The sequence below is a fragment of the Sphingobium psychrophilum genome, from assembly GCF_012927105.1.
In the GTDB taxonomy this organism is placed as follows: domain Bacteria; phylum Pseudomonadota; class Alphaproteobacteria; order Sphingomonadales; family Sphingomonadaceae; genus Sphingobium; species Sphingobium psychrophilum.
Window position 1 is genome coordinate 34,107 of record NZ_JABBFV010000006.1, and the last position, 20,770, is coordinate 54,876.

24 protein-coding genes and 3 pseudogenes are annotated in these 20,770 nt (G+C 64.3%); 14 read left to right on the forward strand and 13 right to left on the reverse strand.

All coding sequences use genetic code 11. The features are described 5' to 3' along the window. Positions 1–128: 128 nt before the first annotated feature. Genes HHL08_RS09845 through HHL08_RS09865 form a run of 5 tightly spaced genes read right to left on the reverse strand, consistent with a single transcriptional unit; the run spans position 129 to position 4,506 of the window. A complete protein-coding gene (locus HHL08_RS09845; RefSeq protein WP_169572736.1) occupies positions 129–737 on the reverse strand; it encodes a LutC/YkgG family protein in 609 nt (202 codons plus the stop codon). Beyond that, positions 734–2,128, reverse strand: a complete 1,395-nt coding sequence (locus tag HHL08_RS09850) for a lactate utilization protein B (protein ID WP_169572738.1) — start codon at positions 2,126–2,128, stop codon at positions 734–736. Before HHL08_RS09850 ends, HHL08_RS09845 begins: the two co-directional genes overlap by 4 nt. Beyond that, positions 2,125–2,880 (reverse strand): (Fe-S)-binding protein, encoded by a 756-nt coding sequence (locus HHL08_RS09855; protein ID WP_206377812.1) that lies wholly within the window; start codon positions 2,878–2,880, stop codon positions 2,125–2,127. The genes HHL08_RS09850 and HHL08_RS09855 overlap by 4 nt, the downstream gene beginning before the upstream one ends. Further along, positions 2,880–3,644, reverse strand: a complete 765-nt coding sequence (locus HHL08_RS09860) for an SDR family NAD(P)-dependent oxidoreductase (RefSeq protein ID WP_169572740.1) — start codon at positions 3,642–3,644, stop codon at positions 2,880–2,882. The genes HHL08_RS09855 and HHL08_RS09860 overlap by 1 nt, the downstream gene beginning before the upstream one ends. Before the next feature lie 22 nt (positions 3,645–3,666). Further along, on the reverse strand, positions 3,667–4,506 hold the full coding sequence (locus HHL08_RS09865) for an IclR family transcriptional regulator (protein WP_169572742.1): 840 nt from the start codon (positions 4,504–4,506) through the stop codon (positions 3,667–3,669). Positions 4,507–4,700: 194 nt separating this feature from the next. Here HHL08_RS09865 and rhmD point away from each other — a divergent pair. The 5 genes and pseudogenes from rhmD (at position 4,701) to HHL08_RS09890 (ending at position 9,421) form a co-directional block, all read left to right on the forward strand. Beyond that, positions 4,701–5,879 (forward strand): annotated as a pseudogene (rhmD, locus tag HHL08_RS09870) (L-rhamnonate dehydratase). Between the two features lie 23 nt (positions 5,880–5,902). Beyond that, a complete protein-coding gene (locus HHL08_RS09875; protein WP_169572743.1) occupies positions 5,903–6,760 on the forward strand; it encodes a fumarylacetoacetate hydrolase family protein in 858 nt (285 codons plus the stop codon). Next, positions 6,757–7,506: pseudogene (locus HHL08_RS09880) on the forward strand (SDR family NAD(P)-dependent oxidoreductase). The gene HHL08_RS09875 and the pseudogene HHL08_RS09880 overlap by 4 nt, the downstream one beginning before the upstream one ends. A gap of 188 nt (positions 7,507–7,694) precedes the next feature. Continuing rightward, entirely contained in the window at positions 7,695–8,597 is a 903-nt protein-coding gene (locus HHL08_RS09885) for an amidohydrolase family protein (protein WP_169572744.1), read from the forward strand. Beyond that, positions 8,594–9,421: pseudogene (locus tag HHL08_RS09890) on the forward strand (L-rhamnose/proton symporter RhaT). Before HHL08_RS09885 ends, HHL08_RS09890 begins: the two are co-directional and overlap by 4 nt. A 15-nt stretch (positions 9,422–9,436) precedes the next feature. Here HHL08_RS09890 and HHL08_RS09895 read toward each other — a convergent pair. The 7 genes from HHL08_RS09895 to HHL08_RS09925 all read right to left on the reverse strand — a co-directional run bounded on the left by HHL08_RS09895 (position 9,437) and on the right by HHL08_RS09925 (position 15,351). Next, a complete protein-coding gene (locus HHL08_RS09895) occupies positions 9,437–10,486 on the reverse strand; it encodes a LacI family DNA-binding transcriptional regulator (RefSeq protein ID WP_169572745.1) in 1,050 nt (349 codons plus the stop codon). A gap of 115 nt (positions 10,487–10,601) precedes the next feature. Beyond that, the gene (gene pal / locus HHL08_RS09900) at positions 10,602–11,117 is read right to left on the reverse strand and encodes a peptidoglycan-associated lipoprotein Pal (RefSeq protein ID WP_169572746.1); all 516 of its coding nucleotides are present in this window, start codon (positions 11,115–11,117) and stop codon (positions 10,602–10,604) included. Positions 11,118–11,236: 119 nt separating this feature from the next. Beyond that, complete coding sequence (gene tolB / locus HHL08_RS09905; protein WP_169572747.1) at positions 11,237–12,571, reverse strand: Tol-Pal system beta propeller repeat protein TolB; 1,335 nt, start codon at positions 12,569–12,571, stop codon at positions 11,237–11,239. Next, complete coding sequence (tolA, locus tag HHL08_RS09910; RefSeq protein WP_169572748.1) at positions 12,568–13,629, reverse strand: cell envelope integrity protein TolA; 1,062 nt, start codon at positions 13,627–13,629, stop codon at positions 12,568–12,570. Before tolA ends, tolB begins: the two co-directional genes overlap by 4 nt. An 18-nt stretch (positions 13,630–13,647) precedes the next feature. Next, positions 13,648–14,112 carry an ExbD/TolR family protein gene (locus HHL08_RS09915; RefSeq protein ID WP_169572750.1) on the reverse strand — a complete coding sequence of 155 codons (465 nt, stop codon included), beginning with the start codon at positions 14,110–14,112 and terminating at the stop codon, positions 13,648–13,650. 67 nt (positions 14,113–14,179) lie between these two features. Continuing rightward, a complete protein-coding gene (gene tolQ, locus HHL08_RS09920; protein WP_169572752.1) occupies positions 14,180–14,884 on the reverse strand; it encodes a protein TolQ in 705 nt (234 codons plus the stop codon). Next, positions 14,881–15,351 carry a YbgC/FadM family acyl-CoA thioesterase gene (locus tag HHL08_RS09925; RefSeq protein ID WP_169572754.1) on the reverse strand — a complete coding sequence of 157 codons (471 nt, stop codon included), beginning with the start codon at positions 15,349–15,351 and terminating at the stop codon, positions 14,881–14,883. Before HHL08_RS09925 ends, tolQ begins: the two co-directional genes overlap by 4 nt. Positions 15,352–15,527: 176 nt before the next feature. Here HHL08_RS09925 and HHL08_RS09930 point away from each other — a divergent pair, with 176 nt between their 5' ends. Further along, complete coding sequence (locus HHL08_RS09930) at positions 15,528–16,406, forward strand: 3-hydroxybutyryl-CoA dehydrogenase (protein ID WP_169572756.1); 879 nt, start codon at positions 15,528–15,530, stop codon at positions 16,404–16,406. Between the two features lie 159 nt (positions 16,407–16,565). Here HHL08_RS09930 and pspF read toward each other — a convergent pair whose 3' ends face one another. Beyond that, on the reverse strand, positions 16,566–17,588 hold the full coding sequence (gene pspF / locus HHL08_RS09935; RefSeq protein ID WP_169572758.1) for a phage shock protein operon transcriptional activator: 1,023 nt from the start codon (positions 17,586–17,588) through the stop codon (positions 16,566–16,568). A 184-nt stretch (positions 17,589–17,772) separates the two neighbouring features. On the opposite strand from pspF, the gene HHL08_RS09940 reads away from it, so the two are divergent. Genes HHL08_RS09940 through HHL08_RS09975 form a run of 8 tightly spaced genes read left to right on the forward strand, consistent with a single transcriptional unit; the run spans position 17,773 to position 20,545 of the window. Then, positions 17,773–17,946 (forward strand): hypothetical protein, encoded by a 174-nt coding sequence (locus HHL08_RS09940; RefSeq protein ID WP_169572760.1) that lies wholly within the window; start codon positions 17,773–17,775, stop codon positions 17,944–17,946. A gap of 46 nt (positions 17,947–17,992) precedes the next feature. After that, positions 17,993–18,673 (forward strand): phage shock protein PspA, encoded by a 681-nt coding sequence (gene pspA / locus HHL08_RS09945; protein ID WP_169572762.1) that lies wholly within the window; start codon positions 17,993–17,995, stop codon positions 18,671–18,673. 4 nt (positions 18,674–18,677) lie between these two features. Beyond that, positions 18,678–18,944: an envelope stress response membrane protein PspB gene (gene pspB / locus HHL08_RS09950; RefSeq protein ID WP_169572764.1), complete on the forward strand. Its 267-nt coding sequence runs from the start codon at positions 18,678–18,680 to the stop codon at positions 18,942–18,944. 1 nt (position 18,945) lies between these two features. Next, positions 18,946–19,326, forward strand: coding sequence for an envelope stress response membrane protein PspC (pspC, locus tag HHL08_RS09955; RefSeq protein WP_169572766.1), 381 nt, complete (start codon positions 18,946–18,948; stop codon positions 19,324–19,326). 37 nt (positions 19,327–19,363) lie between these two features. Further along, positions 19,364–19,654 (forward strand): hypothetical protein, encoded by a 291-nt coding sequence (locus HHL08_RS09960; protein WP_169572768.1) that lies wholly within the window; start codon positions 19,364–19,366, stop codon positions 19,652–19,654. 27 nt (positions 19,655–19,681) lie between these two features. Further along, positions 19,682–19,993 (forward strand): hypothetical protein, encoded by a 312-nt coding sequence (locus tag HHL08_RS09965; protein ID WP_169572770.1) that lies wholly within the window; start codon positions 19,682–19,684, stop codon positions 19,991–19,993. A gap of 36 nt (positions 19,994–20,029) precedes the next feature. Further along, positions 20,030–20,281, forward strand: a complete 252-nt coding sequence (locus HHL08_RS09970; protein WP_169572772.1) for a hypothetical protein — start codon at positions 20,030–20,032, stop codon at positions 20,279–20,281. Between the two features lie 30 nt (positions 20,282–20,311). Further along, positions 20,312–20,545: a hypothetical protein gene (locus HHL08_RS09975; protein ID WP_169572774.1), complete on the forward strand. Its 234-nt coding sequence runs from the start codon at positions 20,312–20,314 to the stop codon at positions 20,543–20,545. Positions 20,546–20,770: the final 225 nt, after the last annotated feature.

Below are 20,770 nucleotides of genomic sequence, written 5' to 3' on the forward strand. Positions count from 1 at the left end.
GCATTCTGTCCAACTTGTAAGGAAATTTTCCGGCAGCATCGAGATTCCCTGGCAAGGATTGTACCTTTTATCGCCGCCGCCGCTTCAAGACAGGCCATCCTCCTGCGGCATGATGATCCGACATGTGGTCAATTCCGCAAGAGGATGACGTGCAGGAATCGCGGACCATGCGCGCCGCGGACATAGGTGCCTTCGATATCGGTGGTGCCCGACACGCCGGTGACCCAATAATGGGCGCGGGGTTGCGGGCCGGTCAGCGGGGCATCCTCCAGATAGGGCGCGATGTCGCGGACGGCCAGCAGCACGATATGATGCAGCGCCAGGAAATTGGGTAGCATCGGGGCGGCCGGGCTGGTTTCGAAGATCAGCGACCCGGTTTCCGCGATCCCCCTGCGCGCGATAGCGAGGGCGGCCGCTTCGTCGGGCGCGGCGATGTCGTGCAGGGTGAAGCCGCCCCAGTCGCAGGCCGTCAGGCGCGGATCGGGGGGCAGGCAGAGCGTGCGCGCTTCACCCTGCCCCGCAAGATAGCGGGCGACGGCGGCAGGCAGGTCCGCCATGGACCCGATCACGTCATGGCTGGCATTGACGCTCGGCAAAGCGAGCCGGGCGAGAAATTCGGCTTCCAGCGCCGCCTCGTCCACCGCCGGACGCTCCGGCGCGACCAACAGCGCGTCGGCTTCCGCCTGGTCGGGCGACGGTCCCTTCAACCGGGCGAGGATGGCGTCGCGCGCGCTCATGGTCGGCGCGCCTTCTTATATTGCGCCATGAAGGTCTGCGCTGCGGGCTTGGGCATGTCGCGATGGCGGGTCCAGCCGCCCGCCAGCGGCAGTTTCGCGATCCAGCCTTTCGTCCCTAAAAGCCGCAGAACCCGCACGGCGATGGTGGTGCCCAGCCGATAGAGACGCGGCCGCGTCGCGACCCAGGCCCACAGGCCCAGCCCCGCGCGCATCGACGTCGGCTCCAGCCCCTCGCGCCAGCTTTTCTCGCGCCAGCCCTTGAGCAACGTGGGCAGCGGGATGCGCACCGGGCACACCTCCTGGCACTTGCCGTTGAGGGTGCAGGCGTGGATCAGGTCGCGATTGGGTGCCAGCCCGTCGAGCACCGGCGTCAACACCGCGCCCATCGGCCCTGGATAAGTGCCGCCATAGGCATGGCCGCCGATCTGACGGAACACGACGCAATGGTTCATGCACGCGCCGCAACGGATGCAGCGCAGCATCTCGGCCAGCCCCTCGTCGCGCATCTTCGTGCGGCCATTATCGACCAGCACGATATGCATTTCCTCCGGCCCGTCGCGATCGCCAGCGCGTTTCGGCCCGGTATAGAAGGTCGTATATTGGGTCAGCGCCGCGCCGGTGGCCGATCGCGCCAGCATCCGCAGCATATGGATGGCGTGCGGCATCGACGGCACGATCTTCTCGATCCCCGCCGTCACGATATGGACGCGCGGCGGCACCAGAGACAATTCGGCATTGCCTTCATTGGTGACGGTGCAGACCGCGCCGCTATCCGCGATCAGGAAATTCGCGCCCGAAATGCCGACATCCGCGCTCAGCATCTGCGTGCGCAGTTCCCGCCGCGCGCTTTGCGCCATGGCGGCGATCGTCTCTTCCACATGGGGTGAGCGATGTTTCGCCTTGAACAGCGCCGACACCTGCTCGCGCGTCTTGTGCATGGCGGGCCAGATGATGTGCGACGGGCGTTCGTCGGCCAGCTGGATAATATGCTCGGCCAGGTCCGTCTCGACCCGGCCGATCCCGGCTTCGGCAAGCGCATGGGGCAGGCCGATCTCCTCGCCCAGCATCGACTTTGACCGCGCGACGCTCTTTGCGCCCGCTGCTTGGCAGATGTCGATGACGATCTTGCAGGCTTCGTCGGCCGTACTGGCCCAATGCACCTTTGCCCCTGCCGCGACGGCATTGGCTTCGAACTGCTCCAGATAAGGGCCGAGATGCGCGATCACATGATCCTTGATCGCGGCGGCGCGGGTGCGGGCGGCCTCGAAATCGGGGAAGGCGTCGATGGCGATGGTCCGCTTGGCCTCTGCTGTCCCCGCGGTGCGCTCGACCGCGATCTTCAGGATCGGGTCGGCCAGCGCCGCGTCGGCGCGGTCAGTGAAAGCGCTCATGCCTCTTCCCCGATCGCCGGCCCATCGCCCATGCCGGCGATCAGTTCGATCGCATGAAAGGCGCGTATCTTGCTCCCCTGGCGATGCAGCTTGCCCGCCATGTTCATCAGGCAGCCCAGGTCGCCCGCCAGCAGCAGGTCGGCTCCGGTCGCATCTATCGCGTACGCCTTCTCGCCAACGATGGCGTTGGAAATGGCGGGATATTTGACGCAGAAGGTGCCGCCAAAGCCACAACATGTCTCTTCGCCCTGCAAAGGCGCGATACGCAAGCCGTCGATAGCCTTCAGTAACCGACGCGGCTGCGCCTTGATCCCCAGTTCGCGCAGGCCCGAACAGCTGTCATGATAGGTGGCCATGGCGTCCATCGACACGCCTTCCGGCCGCCAGCCGCATATCTCATCGAGATAGGCCATGACCTCCCACGTCTTCCTCGCCACCGCCTGTGCCCGCGGCAACCATTCGGGGTCATGCGCGAATATTTCGGGATAATGGCAGCGGATCGTCCCCGCACAGGAGCCGGACGGCACCACCACCGCCTCATAAGGCTCCAGCGCCACGATCGTCTGCTTCGCCAGTGCGGCGGCATGATCCCGGTCGCCGCTGTTGAGCGCGGGCTGGCCGCAACAGGTCTGCCCTTCCGGTACGACCACGTCGCACCCGGCCGCCTCCAGCGCGCGGATTGCGGCAAAGCCGATGCGGGGACGCATCATGTCGACCAGGCAGGTGACGAATAGGGCGACATTTCGGGGCATTATTGCAGATTCACATACATGCCGCCATCGACCCGCAGCGCCGCGCCGGTGACATAGGCGGCCATGTCCGACGCCAGGAAGACGATCGGCCCGGCCAGATCTTCCGACGCGCCGAGACGCCCCAGCGGCACGCGCTTTTCCATATATTCGCGCTTTTCGACATCGGCCAGATCATCCTTGTTGATCTCGGTCAGGATCGTGCCGGGCAGCACGCTGTTGCAGCGTATGCCATGTTTGCCCAGCGCGATCGCGGTAGACTGCATCAGCGAATGGACCCCTGCTTTCGTAAGCGTGTAATGCGTCTGATACTCGCCGCCGACCAGCGCCGAAATGGAGGAGACGGCGACGATCGATCCGCCATGGCCTTGTTTCACCATCTGCTGCGCGGCGCCCTGCACCATGAAATAGGCACCATGCAGGTTCACCTTGAAGGTGCGCTCGACCACATCGGCCGGCATGTCCAGAAAGGCGTGGAAGGGGCAGATCCCCGCATTGCTCACCTTGACGTCGACCTTGCCGAACGCTTCGACCGCCCTGGCCACGAAATCCTGCGCGGTCTGCGGGTCGGCGACATCGCCCTTCACCGTTATGGCGCGCTGGCCCAGCGCCTCGATCTCCGCCACGCAGCTTGCGGCCGACCTGTCGCTGTTGGCGTAGTTGATCGCGACATCCGCGCCATGCTGCGCCGCGCCGATGGCGGCGGCGCGGCCGATGCCGGTCGATGCGCCGGTGACAAGGACGGTATTGCCTTCAAGCAACTTCATGGGGCGGATTTTCCTTCGATGATTATCGCCGCACCGGGCGGCGGGGGGATTTGACGCCGGGGGCCCAGCCCAGGTCGGCGCTGACCTTGTGCGCGGCGGCGCGAACATCGTCGCTCAGCGCCGCCATGCGACCGTCATCCATATATTGGGCGGCGCTCGACAGGCTGATGGCGGCGACGATCGCGCCAGATGCGTCGCGGATCGGCGCGGCGACGCAGCGTATCTGGTCTTCATTTTCTTCCAGATCGAACGCCCGGCCGGTGACCGCATAGTCGCGCATCCGTTCAAGCCAGCTTTCATAGGCGATTGGATGGGTGCCCGCCGCCTGGTCCGCGTCGAACAGCCGACGCCAATTGCCCTCCGGATCATCCATCAGCAGCGCCTTGCCAAGCCCTGTCGAGGTCAAGGGATGCCGATCGCCGATCCGGCTGCTGATCTCCACCCGGCGGCGGCCGGGAATCTTGTCGAGATAGAGCGCCTGGTCGCCGTCGAGCCGGCCGAGATGCACGACATCTTCGCTGGCGGCGGCCAGCGCCTCCAGATGCGGCCGGGCGATCTGCACCAGGTCGGCCTGCGATTGGGCGAGGAAGCCCAACTGGAGCAGCTTTGGCCCCAACTGATAGCCCTCGCGCGGCAGGAAAGTCAGGAAGCCGCGCTCCACCATGGCGTTGGCGAGGCGGTGGGTGGTCGAGCGGGTGAGGCCCATCCGTTCCGACAGGTCGGCCAGCTTGATCGGGCCGGCGATCACCTGGTCGAGCAGGTCCAGTCCGCGCTGCAAAGTCTGCGACCCGCCCGCCTTCTTCTCCTCCCGCCCCAAATTTTCAGATGCATCCGATTCTGAGTTTGACGTTTTCTGTCTCATCCAATAAAATTCTATCCCACAAAATGAGAAAAACAAGGGTGAAGGAGAGGCAGGACGTGATTGTGCCAGTCACGCCACCTCCTCCAATAGCCAGCCCTTATGGATGTTTTGCTCACATATTGGAAGTTTCTGCCGATCCGTCCCACATATTGGGCATTGGTAGGTTCAGGGAGTGTGTGCGTGCCGATCGTGACTTGCCGAAGATCAAACATGTCCGGGCCTTCACCGTGCGCGGTGGCGGGGCAGACTATCATGACCAGGGCGAAGGCCACTGGATCGACGATCACATCGCGACGCCCATGTCGCGCTAACCAGAATATCGCCAGTCGCGCCAGAGCTTCGGCATCAACGTGCTGGGCACGCTGGTCGTGGAGATCGAGGCGGAGGACGGAACTGTCGGTTTCGCCGTCACAACGGGCGGCGAACCGGCCGCCTATATCGTGGAAAAGCATCTCGCCCGCTTCCTCGAAGGCCGCTCGCCCACGGATTATGAGAAAATCTGGGACCAGATGTATTTCTCGACCCAATATTATGGCCGCAAAGGGTTGGTCGTGAACGCGATTTCCGGCGTCGACCTGGCGTTATGGGATTTGCTGGGCAAGCTGCGGCAGGAACCGGTCTATCATCTGCTCGGCGGCGCGGTGCGCGACGAACTGCTATTCTACGCCACCGGCGCGCGGCCCGACAAGGCCAAGGAATTCGGCTTCATCGGCGGCAAGATGGCGCTGCACCACGGCCCGGCGGAGGGTGTTGAGGGCCTGACAAAGAACATCGCCGAACTGGCGGATATGCGGTCCAAGGTCGGCGACGATTTCTGGCTGATGTGGGACTGCTGGATGGCGCTGGACGTCGATTATGCCACCCGCCTCGCCATCGCCGCCCATGACCTTGGCCTGAAATGGATCGAGGAGGCGATCAGCCCCGACGATTATTGGGGCTATCAGCAGCTCAAGCGCAACGTGCCCAAGGGTATGCTGGTCACCACCGGCGAGCATGAGGCGACCCGATGGGGCTTTCGCATGTTGCTGGAAATGGATTGCTGCGACATCATCCAGCCCGATGTCGGCTGGTGCGGGGGCGTGACCGAACTGCTCAAAATCAGTGCGCTGGCCGACGCTCATGGCAAGATGGTCGTGCCGCATGGCTCGTCCGTCTACAGCTACCATTTCGTCATCACCCGCCACAATTCGCCCTTCGCCGAATTTCTGATGATGCATCCGGAGCCGACCGAAGTGGTGCCGATGTTCCATCCGCAGCTTCTCGGCGAACCGGTGCCGGAAAATGGCCGCATGAAGGTGACCGCGCTCGACAAGCCCGGCTTTGGCGTTGACCTCAATCCCGACATCGCCATGCACCGCCCTTATACCCATTGATCGTCAGAAGAGAGAAACGTCCCATGAAATTCGTTCGTTACGGCCAGCCTGGCCAGGAAAAGCCCGGTGTCATCGATGCTGATGGCCAGATTCGCGACCTGTCGAGCGTCGTCCCCGAACTGACTATCGCAACGCTGGCCGCCGCCCAGGCCGCCGACATCGCCTCGCTCCCGATCGTGGAAGGCGCGCCGCGCTATGGCGTGCCGGTCAAGGGCATCGGCAAGATCGTCGCCATCGGCCTCAATTATGAGGATCATGCGATCGAATCGAACCTGCCGATCCCGACCGAACCGATGATGTTCATGAAGGCGCTGTCGTCGCTCAACGGCCCGAACGACGAAGTCATGCTGCCCAAAAACGCCACTCATGGCGACTGGGAAGTCGAACTGGGCGTGGTGATTGGCGAAACCTGCCGCTTCGTCAGCGAAGACGAAGCGCTGTCCAAGGTCGCTGGCTATACCCTGGTCAACGATGTGTCGGAACGCTTCAACCAGAAGCAGCGCGGCAGCCAGTGGAGCAAGGGCAAGGGCCATGACACGTTCTGCCCGGTCGGCCCCTGGCTGGTGACCCCGGACGAGGTCGGCGACCCGCAGGATCTGGACATGTATCTCGACCTCAATGGCGAGCGGATGCAGACCGGCAACACGAAGACGATGATCTTCACCGTCGCCCAGCTGATTGCCTATGTCAGCGAATATATCACCCTCTATCCGGGCGACCTGATGATCACCGGCACCCCGCCGGGCGTGGGTGAGGGCAAGAAGCCCGACGCCATTTACCTAAAGGCCGGCGACGTCATGGAACTGGGCATCGCCAAGCTGGGCACGCAGACACAGCAGGTGTCGGAATGGCGTCACCTGGGCGACGTGGTGCTCGGATGAGCGTCTATGCCGGCCGTTTCGCAGGTCGCAACGCGATTGTCACCGGCGGCGCCTCTGGCCTGGGCAAGCAGGTCGCCGCCCGCATCGTCGCGGAAGGCGGCCAGGTAGCGCTATAGGATCTCAATCCCGAAGCGCTCGCGGCCACCAGCGCTGAGATCGGCGCGGCTCATATGGTTGCGCTGGACGTGTCCGATTACGCCGCCGTCGTCGCCGCCGCGAAGGACACCGCCGCCGTGCTGGGCAAGGTCGATATCCTCATCTGCTCAGCCGGCATCACCGGCGCGACCGCGACCGTCTGGGACTATCCGGTCGACAGTTTTCAGCGGGTGATCGACATCAATTTGAACGGCCTCTTCTACTGCAACCGGGAGGTTGCGCCCTTGCTCCTCGACAATGGCTATGGCCGGATCGTCAACCTGGCGTCCGTCGCGGGTAAAGAAGGCAATCCCAACGCCAGCGCCTATTCGGCCAGCAAGGCGGGCGTGATCGGTTTCACCAAGCCGCTCGGCAAGGAACTGGCGGGCAAGGGTGTCATCGCAAACGCACTGACCCCCGCGACCTTTGAAAGCCCGATCCTGGCGCAACTTCCCCAGAGCCAGGTCGATTATATGCGCTCGAAAATCCCCATGGGTCGCCTGGGCTTGATCGAGGAATCGGCCGCCATGGTCTGTTTCATGGCCAGTGAGGAATGCAGCTTCACCACCGCATCGACCTTCGACATGTCGGGCGGCCGCACCACCTTCTAAAATGCAAAGTTGCGCGGCGCGACTGGCCATCAAGAGCCGGCGCGCCGCAATCTGTCCTACCCCGTTCGGGCTAAGCGAAGTCGAATCCCCCGCCTGAGCGCAGCGAAGGCTTCGACTTCGCTCCGGGCGAACGGGGGTTGGTTGAACCGGACGACTTGCCTGATCACAATGCCTTGGAGAGGATAGCCATGATCCCCTTTGTCGACGCCCATATCCATTTATGGGACTTGCAGCATATCCGATACGACTGGCTGAGCGCGCCCTTCTCCGACGAAGGGCCGAACGGCAGCGTCGAATTGATCGCGCATGACTATGGCGTCGCCGACTATCGCGCCGACCTGGCCCGGTGGAATGTCGTGGGCACCGTCCATGTCGATGCCGGCGCGGCGGCCGCCAGCGCCCTGCGCGAAACCCAGTGGCTCGACGGGATGGCGCAGATCGAAGGGCTTCCCACCGGCTTCGTCGCCTTCGCTGCCCTGCATGATCCCGATGTCGATGCCCTGCTCGCCGCGCAAGCCGCGGACCCCCGCGTCAAGGGCATCCGCCATATCGTCAACTGGCACCGCGATCCCAAGCGCACCTATGGCCCGGTCGACCTTACCGTCGATCCCCAATGGCAGGCGGGCTATGCCCTGCTGGCCAAGCACGGTCTGTCCTTCGACCTGCAATGCTATCCGGGGCAGATGCCGGGCCTCGCCCCGCTGATCGCACGCCATCCGGACATTCCCGTCATCATCAACCATATGGGGATGCCGGTGCTGACCGACCCCGATGGCCTAGATGATTGGCGCGCAGGCATGAAGGCGCTCGCCGCGCTGCCTCATGTCGCGGTGAAGTTGTCGGGCGTGGGCTTCATCTGCCGCGACTGGACCCGCGAATCGATCGAACCGCTGATGCGCGAAACGATCGACCTGTTCGGCACCGACCGCTGCGCCTTCGCCAGCGACACGCCGACCGACACGCTATTCGCCCCTATCGACCGCACCATGGAGGCCTATCACGCCATCGTGGCGGACTATCCCGAAACCGACCGCCGCGCGCTCTTCGCTGGCAACGCCAACCGCCTCTATCGCCTGGGACTGGACCTATGATCGCAAATCCTCTGCTCGGCGTGCTGTTCCATTGGCTTGGCGGCCTGGCCTCCGCTTCTACGTCCCCTATCGCGGGGTGAAGCGCTGGAACTGGGAGATATTCTGGCTCACCGGCGGCATCTTCTCCTGGGTAATCGCGCCCTGGTTCTTCGCCGCGATCCAGACCAACGACCTGATGAGTGTGATGCGACAGGTGCCCTCCTCGGTCGTCGGCTGGTGCGTGTTCTTCGGCTTTCTCTGGGGCTTTGGCGGCCTGACATACGGCCTCACCATGCGCTATCTCGGCCTCTCGCTCGGCATGGCGGTGGTGCTGGGCCTGTGCACCGTCTTCGGCACACTGATCCCGCCGATCGTCGATGGCAGCTTCATGACGGAGATCGCCGGAACGCTCCATGGCCGGATCGTCCTGTTGGGCCTGGCCGTCACGGTGCTGGGCATCATCGTCGTTGCGATGGCCGGCGCACGCAAGGATGCGGCATTGTCCACCGAGCAAAAGGCCGCCGCCGTCGCCGAATTTGATTTCAAAAAGGGCAGCGGCCAGCGCCCAAATTTCTCCCCAATTTCCTGCTCTGCGCGCTGGCGGGCACGGCCTAGTATTTCCAGTTCTTCTTCTACACCATGGGCGAAAGCCAGATGGGTCGCTTCGGCTTCTCAAGCTGGACGCTGCACATGGCGTCGATCATCATCTTCGGCACCTGCTGGGGCTTCGCCTTCAGAGAGTGGAAGGACGCCGCCCCGCCGTCCGCCGCATGGTATGGACCGGGGTTGGCCTGCTGATCTTCGCCACCCTGATCATCGGCTATGGCAACCGCCTGGCCGTGTGACGGCCCGGCCCGGCGTCAATGCCGGGCGGGCACCGCATCCGACTGGCGACGGATCAGCTGATAATCCAGCTTCACCTTGCCGATAATTCCCTCAGCGCCCTCGTCCTGGCTGCGGAAACGCATCGCCAGCAGGCCGATCGCTTCGCGGCTCATGTCGCGGATCGGCTGGCGGATGGTGGTCAGCGCCGGCCAGATCGCGCTCGCCAGTGGCGTATCGTCAAAGCCGCAGATGCTGATCTCAGCCGGCACGTTGATGCGTCGCTGGTGCGCGACCGTGATCGCCGCGGCGGCCATATCGTCGTTGCAGGCGAAGATCGCGGTCGGCCGCGGCTCCAGGCTCATCAGCCGCTCGGCCGCGTCCAGCCCCGACCGATAGCTATAGTCGCCCGGCACGATCAACTGGTCGTCATGGTCCAGCCCATGATGGAGCAGCGCATCGCGAAACCCCTGCAAGCGCCGCGCGCTCGACCGGTGGCGCACATTGCCTTCGATGAAGCCGATCCGCCGATGCCCCAGTTCGATCAGGTGCCGGGTCAGGTCATAGGCGGCATGGCGATCGTCGGTGCCCACCACCAGCATGTCCGGCCCATCCTGGTCCGGCGCGATCGCGACGATGGCGATGTCGCGCGCACTCAGCCCGGCGATCAGTTCCGGCCAATCGCACAGCGGCGGCGGCAGGATCACGCCGGCGACATTGGCATGGGCCACCTGTTCGACGATTTCCTCGGCAAAGGCGCCGGGCGCGCATTGCTCGACCACGAGATGCAGGTGCCGCTGCGGCGCTTCGCCCAGCGCCCCCAGCAGCAGTTCGCCCAGATAGGCCGACGTGGTGGAGTTGCTGTGCAGCAACGCGACGCGCCGGTCGGCGCTCCCGGCCAACGCGCGGGCCGACGCATTGGGGATATAGCCCAGCTCCTTGACCGCCAGTTCGACCGCCCGCCGCGCCTTGGCGCTGACCAACGCTTTGCCGTTGACCGCGCGCGACGCGGTCATGACCGACACGCCCGCGCAGGCGGCGACTTCCTTGATCGTGGGCGGTTTTTTCTTGGGGTCGCTTTTCTGCATCCCCTCTTCCCTAGCCGCTTTTACGGCCAAGGAAAATCATGGGGTTCCAAGGCCTGAAAAGCCCGCCGGTCATATGCGACCGGCGGGCTTTTCAGGCATCTACAGGGCAGGCGGATCAATATTGGATGGTGACGGTCACCGCGCGGCGGTTCTGCGCCCAGCTTGCCTCGTCCGATCCCAGCGCCGCTGGCCGTTCCTTGCCATAGCTGACGGTGGTGATGCGGCCCGGCGCGATGCCCAGCGAGGCGAGATAGTTTTTCGCCGCATTGGCGCGGCGTTCGCCCAGCGCGATATTATAGTCGCGGGTGCCGCGTTCGTCGGCATGGCCCTCCACCGTCACGCGCACCGACGGGTTCTGCTGCAACCAGGCGGCCTGGCTCTGCAACGTCGCCTGATCTTCCGCATCGACATCATATTGGTCGAGGCCAAAGAAGATGCGGTCGGACGATACCGACGCGACGAAATCCTCCTGGCTGCCTTTGACCGGAGCGCCGGAACCCACCGGGCCGCTGGGTGCAGTCGTGCCGCCGGTGCCGCCAGGGGCAGGGGGCAGCTCAGCCGGCGGCTTCTTCGAACAGGCGGCCAGCGCGATGATGGCGGTCGCCATCAACAGAGTCCGGGACAGTTTCATGGGGATCTCCTTAGGTATATTCTATGCTGCCCGCTAAGACAGTCATCAGGGTCCGTGATGTTCGTTACGCTGTCAAGACGACTAGGTTCCCCAATGGGCGAAGGTGCCTGAACCTAAGCTTAGGGCAGCAACGGTCCCCAGGCCGGATCGGAGCCGCTCAGCGGCGTCGGAATCCGCCGTTCATTCACCCCGGTCAGGTCGACCTGCCACACCTGGCTGCTGCCCTGCTTGCCCGGCGTCGTGCGGAAAAATTGCAGCACGCGGCCATTGGGCGACCAAGTCGGCTGCTCGTCCTGCCAGCCATTGGTCAATATGCGCTCATTGTCGCCGCTGGGCGTCATCACGGCGACCTTGAAGTCGCCCGACAATTTGGTGAAGGCGATCAGGTCGCCGCGCGGCGACCATTCGGGCGTCGCATAACGGCCGCCGCCATGGCTGATGCGCCGCGGATTGGAGCCGTCGGCGTTCATGACATAGAGCTGCTGCCCACCCGACCGGTCGCTTTCGAACACGATCTGGCTGCCATCGGGCGAATAGCTGCCGCCCACGTCGATGCCCGGCGAATTGGTCAGCCGCACCGGCGTCCCGCCATTGGTCGACACGCGGTAAATGTCGGTATTGCCGGCCACCGCCATGGAAAACAGGATGTTGCGCCCGTCGGGCGACCAGCGCGGCGCGAAGGTCGCATTGGTGCTTTCGGTCACCAGCTTCTGCTGCCCCGCGCCGATGTCGTAGATATAGAGGCGCACCCGGCTGCCCAGATAGCTGACATAGAGGATCGACTTGTAATCGGGCGAAAAGCGCGGCGTCAGCGCCATCGATTGACCGTTGGTGATGAAGCGGTGGTTCGCTCCGTCGGAGTCCATGATGGCGAGGCGCTTGACGCGTGCACCCTTGGGACCACTTTCGGCGATATAGGCGATGCGGCTGTCGAAGAAGGGGCTTTCGCCCGACAGGCGCGCATAGATGGCGTCGGCGCATTTATGCGCGGCCCGCCGCCAGTCGCGCGGCGCGACGACATAGCCCTGCCGCGTCAACTCCTGTTTCAGCGCCACGTCATAAAGGTAACAGCCCACGGTGATGTCGGCTTCACCCCCAGTCGTGCGCACGAACCCCTGGACCAGCGCCTGATAGGCGTTCCATTTGTCATAGACCGGGTTGGTGACTTCGGCAAAGGCGACCGGCGGCATCCCGCCAGGTCCCGACGGATCGAACAGGCCGGAGCCTTTGAGGTCGGACGCGATCACCTCGGCCACCTTGCGGCCCAGTTCGCTGGCGGTGCCGGCGGGGGTCGCCACATCCTGCTGCGCGGGCAGGGTGGGGACGGCGACCTTGACGTTGCTGTCGACCTCCCCGGTCACATCGACCGATAATTGCGCCATGGCGGGCGTGGACAGGATGGCGGCAAGCGCGACGGTCGCCAGAGAGATGCGGCGAAGGAAGTTGGTCTTCATCGGTTCAGCCTCGCGTCAAAGCGGAGTGGCCGGAGCCATTTCCATTGGTCATAAAATTCAGGCGGTAAATTCCGAAAGGGGGCGGCGAGTTTCACCGCCTGGATCGCGCGCTCCGCATGCAGCTTCGCCTGGGGGCGGTTGCTGGCGGTGACGCCGGTCTGATCGATCACTTCGGGCGCACCGATCAGCGCGCCGCTCTTGTCGAGCCGCACTTCCAACAAGGTCACCAGCTGATCCGCGTCCGCGCCCGATGGCGGCCGCCAGTGCGGCTTCAACTGGCGACGGATTTCCGTGTCCAGCGCGGCCTTTTGCTGCGGCCCCATGGCGGCGGCCGGCGGCGGTGCCGCTTTACGCGGCGCGTCGTCCTTGGTGTCGATCCCTTTCAGGAAATCCTTGCCCAGCAGCGACCCCTTGGGCTTGTCCGCCTTGCCTGCGCCGGACGCACGCGCAGCGGCATCGGCCTTGGCCTTCGCATCACTCTTGGCCTTGGCATCACTCTTTGCTTTCGCGTCGGCTTTGGCCTTCGCATCGGCCTTCGCTTTTGCGTCGCTCTTCGCCTTGGCGTCGCTCTTGGACGGCACGGCTGCAGCAGCCTCTGGCTTTTCAGGCGCGGGCTTGGCCTTGGGCGTCGGCTTTTCGGGCGCCGCCTTGGGTTTCGGCGCGGCCTTGGCCACCTCTTTCTTCGGCGGCACAGGCTTGGGCTTGGCCGGGGCTTCCTTCACGACCGGCTTTGGCGGCGACGGCTTGGGCACCGCCTTCGGCTCCGCCTTGGGTGGTGGCGGCGCAGGCGTCGGCTCCGGGGCCGGTGCAGGCTCCGGCGCAGGCTTGGCATCTTCGGTCGGCCCTTCCTCCGGCGCGACGCTGGGCGGCGGCGGCTGGGTCGACACCTGCGGCGCGGTCGATTGCAGCGCCACCTCGTCCACCAGGCTCACGTCCATCGGCGGCGACTTCAGCTTCAACGGATTGGGGGTGGCCAGGAATCCGGCCGACAGCAATCCGAACAGCAGGACATGTCCTGCCGTCGCGACGCCCAGGCCGATCTTTTCCGCACGCTCCATATGGCTGACCTATGGCCCCTATTCTGAACCGTCGCTGACATCACCGGCGTCCGACCCGGTGCTGACCAGCGAGACTTTATTCAGGCCAGCGCGATTGAGTTCGCCCATCACCCGCATCACCCGGCCATAGTCGAGCGCGGTGTCGGCGCGCAGGAAGATTTGCGGCGGCTCGGGCTGGCCTGCATTGGCGGCGGCGATTTCCGCCAGCCGGTCGGGCAGGTCCGCGTCGCTGATCTGCGCATCGTCGATGAACAGCCCGCCGTCGCGGTCGATCGACAGGATAGTCGGCTTCGCGTCCGCGTCCAGCCCCTTGGCGCGGGTTTCGGGCAGGTTCACCGGCACCCCGGTCACCAGCAGCGGCGCGGTGACCATGAAGATGATGAGCAGCACCAGCATGACGTCGACCAGCGGCGTCACATTGATGTCGGCCATCGGCGCGCGCCCGCGCCCGCGGCGACTGGATGGTGGGCCGGACATCGCCATTATCGCGCGCCCTTCTTTGCAGCGATGCGCAAGATCATCGCTTTTTTGACTACAGCGATGCCCAAGATCATCGCTGGGACTCCAGTTCCCGGCTCAGCGTGGAATAGAAACTGTCGGCAAAGCGGGTCAGCCCTGCTTCCAGCCGGTTGATGCCATGACTGAACCGGTTGTAGGCGATCAGCGCCGGGATCGCCGCGAACAGGCCGATGGCGGTGGCGAACAGCGCCTCGGCAATGCCCGGCGCGACGACCGCGAGTGAGCTGTTCTGCTCGGCCGCGATCGAGGTAAAGGCGCGCATAATCCCCCACACCGTGCCGAACAGGCCGATGAAGGGCGCGGCCGACGCGACCGTCGCCAATATGTTGAGGCGATCGGACAGGCGATCGATCTCGGACGCGATCACGCTCGACATCGACGTCCCCAGCCGGTCGCGCGTGCCGTCGCGGTCGATCACCTTTTGCGCAGTCGATCGCCGCCATTCGGTGACGCCCGCCGCCATCACCTTGGCCGCCGGGAAATCGGTCTTGCCGCGCGCTTCGTAAAAGCGGTCGATATCCTCCGCCTTCCAGAAATCGGCCTCGAACTTGCGGCTTTCCTTGCTCGCCTTGCGCAGGCTGACGCTGAAGCTGATGATGATCGCCCAGGTCCAGATGCTGGCCAGCAACAGGCCCAGCATCACGCCCTTCACGACGATGTCGGCCTGCAAGAACAGGGCGAGCGGGGATATGGTCGCGGCGTCGGTGATGGCGCCGGCAGGCAGATTGAGGGTCATGGGTGAATGTCTTCCCCTTGGCAAAGGCGGGTGAAAATGGCGGTCCAGGCTTTAGGTTGCCGCTGCGGGCGACCCTGCGGCGTCAGCCAGGCGACGGTGATGGTGGCGTCCGTCAACTCTTCTTGTCCGCGCATGACTCTCTGGTGAATGGCGCAACTTGCCGCGCGCACATCGGCTACGCGGCTCACCACCATCAGGTCGTCGTCCAGGCGGGCGGGGCGGCGGTATCGGATCTGGAGGTCGGTGACGGCATAGACGCCCGTGCCCCCTTCATGGTTGGCGCGCTGGTCGATGCCCGCGATGCGCAGCATGTCGGACCGGGCGCGTTCCATATAGCGCAGATAATTGGCGTGATAGACCAGCCCCGACAGGTCGGTATCCTCGAAATAGACGCGCAGCGGGAAATGATGCACGGCGGCAAGGAAGCGTCCGGTCGCCGGCGCGGGCATCAGGTCTGAAACGGACATCGCGCGCTTTTAACCATGGCGCAGCGCCCACGCAAAGCCGGAAATGGCTGGGGCGCCCGCAATCGGTCGTCGCCACGATGCGATCCAGCCTGTGTGATTGCATAGGCGCGCGATACTGGCCGCCGGACGCCTGCGTCGCTAAGGGAGAGGCGACGATTCATGAGGGAGAGCAAGGCATGACGGATATTCGCACAGTGGGCGTGATCGGCGCAGGACAGATGGGCGCGGGCATCGCCCAGGTCGCGGCGCAGGCGGGCTATGACGTCATATTGTCGGATATCGACCTGCCCCGCGCGGAAAAGGGGCTGGCCGGCATCGCCAAGCTGCTGGCCAAGGCGGTGGACAAAGAAAAGATCACACAGGCTGACGCTGACGCCGCGCTCGCCCGGATCATGCCCGTTGGCGACATCGCCCCGCTCGCCGACGCGCAACTGGTGATCGAGGCCGCGACCGAGCGCGAGGAGGTGAAGCGCGCCATCTTCGCCAATGTCGGCAAGATATTGGCCGCCGACGCGATCCTGGCCACCAACACATCCTCCATCCCCATCACCCGTCTGGCCCAGGCCGCGCCTGATGCGGGCCGCTTCGTCGGCGTCCATTTCTTCAATCCCGTGCCGGTGATGGTGCTGGTGGAGGTTATTCGCGGCCTCGCCACCACGCCCGAGACGGTCGCCGCGGTGGAGGGGTTCGCCTCGCGCATCGGCAAGACCACGGTCCATGCTTTCGACGCGCCGGGTTTCGTCGTGAACCGCATCCTGCTGCCGATGCTGAACGAGGCGGTGTTCGTGCTGGGCGAGGGCGTGGGCAGCGTGGTGGACATCGATCAGGGCTGCAAGCTTGGCCTCAACCATCCGATGGGGCCGCTGACCTTGCTGGACTTCGTCGGCCTGGATACCGCGCTGGAAATTCTCAACGTCTTCCTCAGCACCACCGGCGACCCCAAATATCGCCCTGCGCCTTTGCTGGTCAAATATGTTGAAGCGGGTTGGTACGGCCGCAAGACCGGCAAGGGCTTCTACGACTATAGCGGCGCGGAACCCGTGCCGACGCGCTGAACTAATCCTCCCCGCTCGCGGGGAGGTGGCACCCCGCAGGGGTGACGGAGGGGGCTCACCGCTTCAGGCCGCACTGGCCAAACGCCCCCTCCACCACTGGCTTCGCCAGCGGCCCCTTCGGCAGAGCCACGTGACTCTCTCGAACCGTGCTGGGGAGGATTACCCTGCGCTCAACCCATGTTTCTTCATGCAATGGCGCAACTGGTCGTAGGTCAGGCCCAGCCCCTTGGCGGTCGCGCGCTGATTGTAGCGGAATCGGTCCAGCGCCGCGCGGATGATCGCCGCTTCATGCCCGTCCACGGCGGCGCGCAGGTCGCTAATCTCTTCATAGCTCATGCCGGGCGCTGATTGCGCGGCGGGGGCATCGCATGGTGCCGCCTCCGCCCGCTTCATCATCGACTTGGGCTTCCAGGGCGACGCGAACGGGTCGAAGGTGATCCGGCTGATCGGCCGCCCCGGCTCGTTCCAGCGATACACCGCTCGCTCCACCACATTGCGCAACTCGCGCACATTGCCCGGCCAGCCATGGCCTTCCAGTTCCGCCGCGCAGGCCGCCGTGAAGCCGGGCCATTGCGGCCAGTCGCGCTCGGCCGCCATACGCCGCCCGAAATGATCAGCCAGCACGGTGATGTCGCCTTCGCGCGCGCGCAGCGGGGGCAGGGTGATGACCTCGAAACTCAACCGGTCGAGCAGGTCGGGGCGAAACCGTCCGGCGTCGGCCGCGGCGGGCAGATCCTCGTTGGTCGCAGCGACGATGCGGACGTCCACGGTCAGTGGTTTCGACGCGCCGATCCGCGTGACCTCGCCATATTCGACCACGCGCAGCAACCGCTCCTGCGCCGCCATCGACAGCGTGCCCAGTTCGTCCAGAAACAGCGTGCCGCCATCGGCATCTTCGAACCGCCCCGGCCGCGCCTTGGTCGCGCCCGTAAAAGCGCCTTGTTCATGTCCGAACAATTCCGCCTCGATCAGCGTTTCGGGCAGTGCCGCGCAATTCATTGTGATTAGCGGTTCACCCCAGCGTGGCGACAGGTGATGCAGCCGTTCGGCGATCAACTCCTTGCCGGTGCCGCGTTCGCCGATCACCAGCACCGGCCGGTTCAACTCGGCCGCCCGGCCGGCCTGCTCCACCGCGTCGAGAAAGACCGAGGACTGGCCGATAAATTGCGTATTTTTCTCCATACGCCAACTTATGGTGAAATTTCCCACTCCTTGGCAAGGGACATATTGGCACATCCCCCTGCGATGGCCCAAAAAATGGCAGAAAATCGGGTATTTTTCGAAACTGGCACGGCTTCTGCAAAGCTCAGGGCAATCCGCAACCAATCGCGGAACCTATGAAGGCCAAGGTTCAGGGAGTATGACGATGACCAACCAGAGCAACAGCGTTCGCGAAATCAGCCAGCTGATGTCGGCCGCCATCGCCGCCCTGCTGTTCGGATCGACCATGATCCTTTCGGCGGTCGGCCCGGCCCGCGCCAGCGAAGCACCGATCCTCGCGGCGCAGCAAAGCACCGCCCCCTTGCGCTATCTGGCGTAAGCGGCACCAGTCTTCCCAAGACAATAAGACCAGGAGTGACGTTAAAATGGGTATTTTCTCCCGCACCCGCGACATCATCGCCGCCAATGTGACCGACCTGCTCGACAAGGCGGAAGACCCCGCGAAGATGATCCGCATGATCATCCTCGAAATGGAGGAAACGCTGGTCGAAGTCCGCGCGTCCGCCGCCCGCACCATCGCCGACCAGAAGGAAATGCGCCGCCACATCGCCAAGCTGACCGCCTTGCAGGACAGCTGGACCGAAAAGGCGCAGCTGGCTCTGTCCAAGGACCGTGAGGATCTGGCCAAGGCCGCGCTGGTCGAGCGCCAGAAGGCGACCGACATGGCGGATCATTTGAGCCATGAGATCGCGACGCTCGACGAAGCGCTGCGCGCCTCGGAAGAGGATATCGCCAAGTTGCAGGGCAAGCTGCGCGAAGCCCGCGCCCGCCAGAACAGCCTGGTGACCCGGATGCAGAGCGCGGAAAACCGCCTGCGCGTGCGTGAAGCCTATGCCGGTGAGAAGGTCAACGACGCCTTCGCCCGCTTCGACATGCTCGAACGCCGCGTGGACATGGCCGAAGGCCGCGCCGACGCCGTGACGCTGGGCGGCCAACCCAAGACGCTGGAGGAGGAGATTGCGGAATTGAAGTCGGCCGACAAGGTCGATGCCGATCTCGCCGCGCTCAAGGCCTCTATGAACGCCGACAAGACCGGGGGAGCCTGACGCCATGGAGGACATATTCCTGCCCATCATGATCTGCGGCATGTTGTTCATCGGCATGCCCTGGCTGATCTTCCACTATGTCACCAAATGGAAGCAGGCGCCCAAGATCACCGATGAGGACGAGAAGCTGCTGGATGACCTTCACCTTCTCGCCCGCCGTCTGGAGGAAAGGCTCCAGACGGTCGAACGGATCGTCGCCGCCGACAATCCCGATTTCCGCCCCTCTCGCCCGTCGGCCGACGACGGCTACGAACTCGACCGGAGGAACTGACATGACCGCCCGCCGTACCAAATTCTACCTCGACAAGAAAAATGGCAAATGGTCGGGCGTGTGCGCCGGCATCGCCGACTATAGCGGGATCGACGTGACCTGGGTTCGGGTCGGCGCGGTGCTGATCACGCTGATGGGGGCCTTCCCCTGGACGCTGATCGCTTATGCCTGCGCCGTCTATTTCGCCGACAACAAACCCGTGGGCCTCTATTCGGACCGTGACGACGAAAAATTCTGGCAGGGCGTGCGCACCAACCCGACCCGCTCGGCCCGCGACGTCCGGTCCAAGTTCCGCGATATCGATCGCCGCCTGGCCGACATCGAAATCTATTATACCAGCCGCAACACCCGCCTCGCCGACGAGATCGACAGCCTGCGCTGAGCGCCGCGTCGGGGCTTCATAACAGGGGAGAATGTTCATGAGCTTTAGTGGACCCTATTTTGTCCTCGCCATCATCGCCATGTCGACGCTGGGCTGGATGTTCACCACCTGGGTCCGTGCCCGTCACGGCTATCCGGTGGAAAATGAATGGACCGGCACCGTTCATCGAACGGACCCCGACGCCGGTCGAAAAATCGACCTTCTTTCCAACGAAAACGAAAAGCTGGTGGGCCGCATCAGTCGCCTCGAAGACCGCATCGCCGTGCTGGAAAGGATCGCCACCGATCCCGCCGCCCGCACCGCGCGCGAAATCGACGCGCTGCGCTGACACCGGCGAGCCAAGGGGAGTATCATCATGTTTCCATTCGAAGCCTTCGCCCCGGTGGCGGTCATTGTCGGATCGCTGGCGGTCGGCGGCTGGATCTTCACCACCTGGCTCCGCGTCAAGAATGGCTATCCGCTGGAAAACAGCTGGGGAAAGCCGGTCTATCCGCAGAAGAACGACGAAATGGTCGAGCGCATCAAGCTGCTGAGCCAGGAAAACGCTCAGCTGCGCGCCGAGATCGGATCGATGAAGGACCGGCTCGCCGTGGTGGAGCGGATCGTCACCGACGGCAGCCATCAACTGGCCCGTGAGATCGAACAACTGCGCAGCCCGGCCAACTAAGGCCAGAGAGCATAGCGCCATCAGGGAGTGATCGACATGAATCCGTTTGAAATGGTCGTTGCCATCATCGCCATCACCGCCATCGCCAGCGTTCTGCGCGCCAAATATGGCGTCGTGCGCCGGGACAAGGGCGAAGACTTTATCCAGCGCGGCCCCGACCCCGAAGCCGAACGGCTCCGTGCCGAAGTGAAAGGGCTTAAGGATCGTGTCGCCGTGCTGGAACGGCTGGCGACGGACGGCTCCAGCGCGCTGGAGCGGGAATTTGAAAAACTGCGGGACCGCGACTGAACATAGTCCGCGCCGGACAGGGAGGCTTAGATGCAAGACCCCTATCTCTACATCACCTTGGCGACGACCAGCCTGCTCGGCCTCGCCATCATCGCGGCCGCTGGGTTGCGCGGCTGGAACGGCTGGCTGGAGTTGAAGCGCGCCGAACTGGGTCGCCGCTTCGAGGAAGCCGCGCCGCCAAGCGCGTCGGCCCGGATCGAGGTCGCCGACCTCAAGGAACGCATCCGCAAGCTGGAAGCGATCGCCGCAGGCGTGGATCTTTAGGTCATACCAGATTGCGATGATCGCGACTCATGGGAACGGTCATAGCGTTCCCCGGCGAAGGCCGGGGTCCAGTTCCACGCTGCGGACTGGACCCCGGCCTTCGCCGGGGAACAGCATGTCGTAGGTTCCGATCAATGCATATTGGTATCAGTCGAATCCCACACCAATTCCGTTCGCTTTGAGCGAAGTCGAGAAGCGTGAAACGCTGCGCCAGCCGTTTCTCGA

Excerpts from the sequence above, each read along its gene's own strand:
- HHL08_RS09845 (WP_169572736.1), bottom strand. The coding sequence starts at position 737 with ATGAGCGCGCGCGACGCCATCCTCGCCCGGTTGAAGGGACCGTCGCCC.
- HHL08_RS09850 (WP_169572738.1), bottom strand. The coding sequence starts at position 2,128 with ATGAGCGCTTTCACTGACCGCGCCGACGCGGCGCTGGCCGACCCGATC.
- HHL08_RS09855 (WP_206377812.1), bottom strand. The coding sequence starts at position 2,880 with ATGCCCCGAAATGTCGCCCTATTCGTCACCTGCCTGGTCGACATGATG.
- HHL08_RS09860 (WP_169572740.1), bottom strand. The coding sequence starts at position 3,644 with ATGAAGTTGCTTGAAGGCAATACCGTCCTTGTCACCGGCGCATCGACC.
- HHL08_RS09865 (WP_169572742.1), bottom strand. The coding sequence starts at position 4,506 with ATGAGACAGAAAACGTCAAACTCAGAATCGGATGCATCTGAAAATTTG.
- HHL08_RS09875 (WP_169572743.1), top strand. The coding sequence starts at position 5,903 with ATGAAATTCGTTCGTTACGGCCAGCCTGGCCAGGAAAAGCCCGGTGTC.
- HHL08_RS09885 (WP_169572744.1), top strand. The coding sequence starts at position 7,695 with ATGATCCCCTTTGTCGACGCCCATATCCATTTATGGGACTTGCAGCAT.
- HHL08_RS09895 (WP_169572745.1), bottom strand. The coding sequence starts at position 10,486 with ATGCAGAAAAGCGACCCCAAGAAAAAACCGCCCACGATCAAGGAAGTC.
- pal (WP_169572746.1), bottom strand. The coding sequence starts at position 11,117 with ATGAAACTGTCCCGGACTCTGTTGATGGCGACCGCCATCATCGCGCTG.
- tolB (WP_169572747.1), bottom strand. The coding sequence starts at position 12,571 with ATGAAGACCAACTTCCTTCGCCGCATCTCTCTGGCGACCGTCGCGCTT.
- tolA (WP_169572748.1), bottom strand. The coding sequence starts at position 13,629 with ATGGAGCGTGCGGAAAAGATCGGCCTGGGCGTCGCGACGGCAGGACAT.
- HHL08_RS09915 (WP_169572750.1), bottom strand. The coding sequence starts at position 14,112 with ATGGCGATGTCCGGCCCACCATCCAGTCGCCGCGGGCGCGGGCGCGCG.
- tolQ (WP_169572752.1), bottom strand. The coding sequence starts at position 14,884 with ATGACCCTCAATCTGCCTGCCGGCGCCATCACCGACGCCGCGACCATA.
- HHL08_RS09925 (WP_169572754.1), bottom strand. The coding sequence starts at position 15,351 with ATGTCCGTTTCAGACCTGATGCCCGCGCCGGCGACCGGACGCTTCCTT.
- HHL08_RS09930 (WP_169572756.1), top strand. The coding sequence starts at position 15,528 with ATGACGGATATTCGCACAGTGGGCGTGATCGGCGCAGGACAGATGGGC.
- pspF (WP_169572758.1), bottom strand. The coding sequence starts at position 17,588 with ATGGAGAAAAATACGCAATTTATCGGCCAGTCCTCGGTCTTTCTCGAC.
- HHL08_RS09940 (WP_169572760.1), top strand. The coding sequence starts at position 17,773 with ATGACCAACCAGAGCAACAGCGTTCGCGAAATCAGCCAGCTGATGTCG.
- pspA (WP_169572762.1), top strand. The coding sequence starts at position 17,993 with ATGGGTATTTTCTCCCGCACCCGCGACATCATCGCCGCCAATGTGACC.
- pspB (WP_169572764.1), top strand. The coding sequence starts at position 18,678 with ATGGAGGACATATTCCTGCCCATCATGATCTGCGGCATGTTGTTCATC.
- pspC (WP_169572766.1), top strand. The coding sequence starts at position 18,946 with ATGACCGCCCGCCGTACCAAATTCTACCTCGACAAGAAAAATGGCAAA.
- HHL08_RS09960 (WP_169572768.1), top strand. The coding sequence starts at position 19,364 with ATGAGCTTTAGTGGACCCTATTTTGTCCTCGCCATCATCGCCATGTCG.
- HHL08_RS09965 (WP_169572770.1), top strand. The coding sequence starts at position 19,682 with ATGTTTCCATTCGAAGCCTTCGCCCCGGTGGCGGTCATTGTCGGATCG.
- HHL08_RS09970 (WP_169572772.1), top strand. The coding sequence starts at position 20,030 with ATGAATCCGTTTGAAATGGTCGTTGCCATCATCGCCATCACCGCCATC.
- HHL08_RS09975 (WP_169572774.1), top strand. The coding sequence starts at position 20,312 with ATGCAAGACCCCTATCTCTACATCACCTTGGCGACGACCAGCCTGCTC.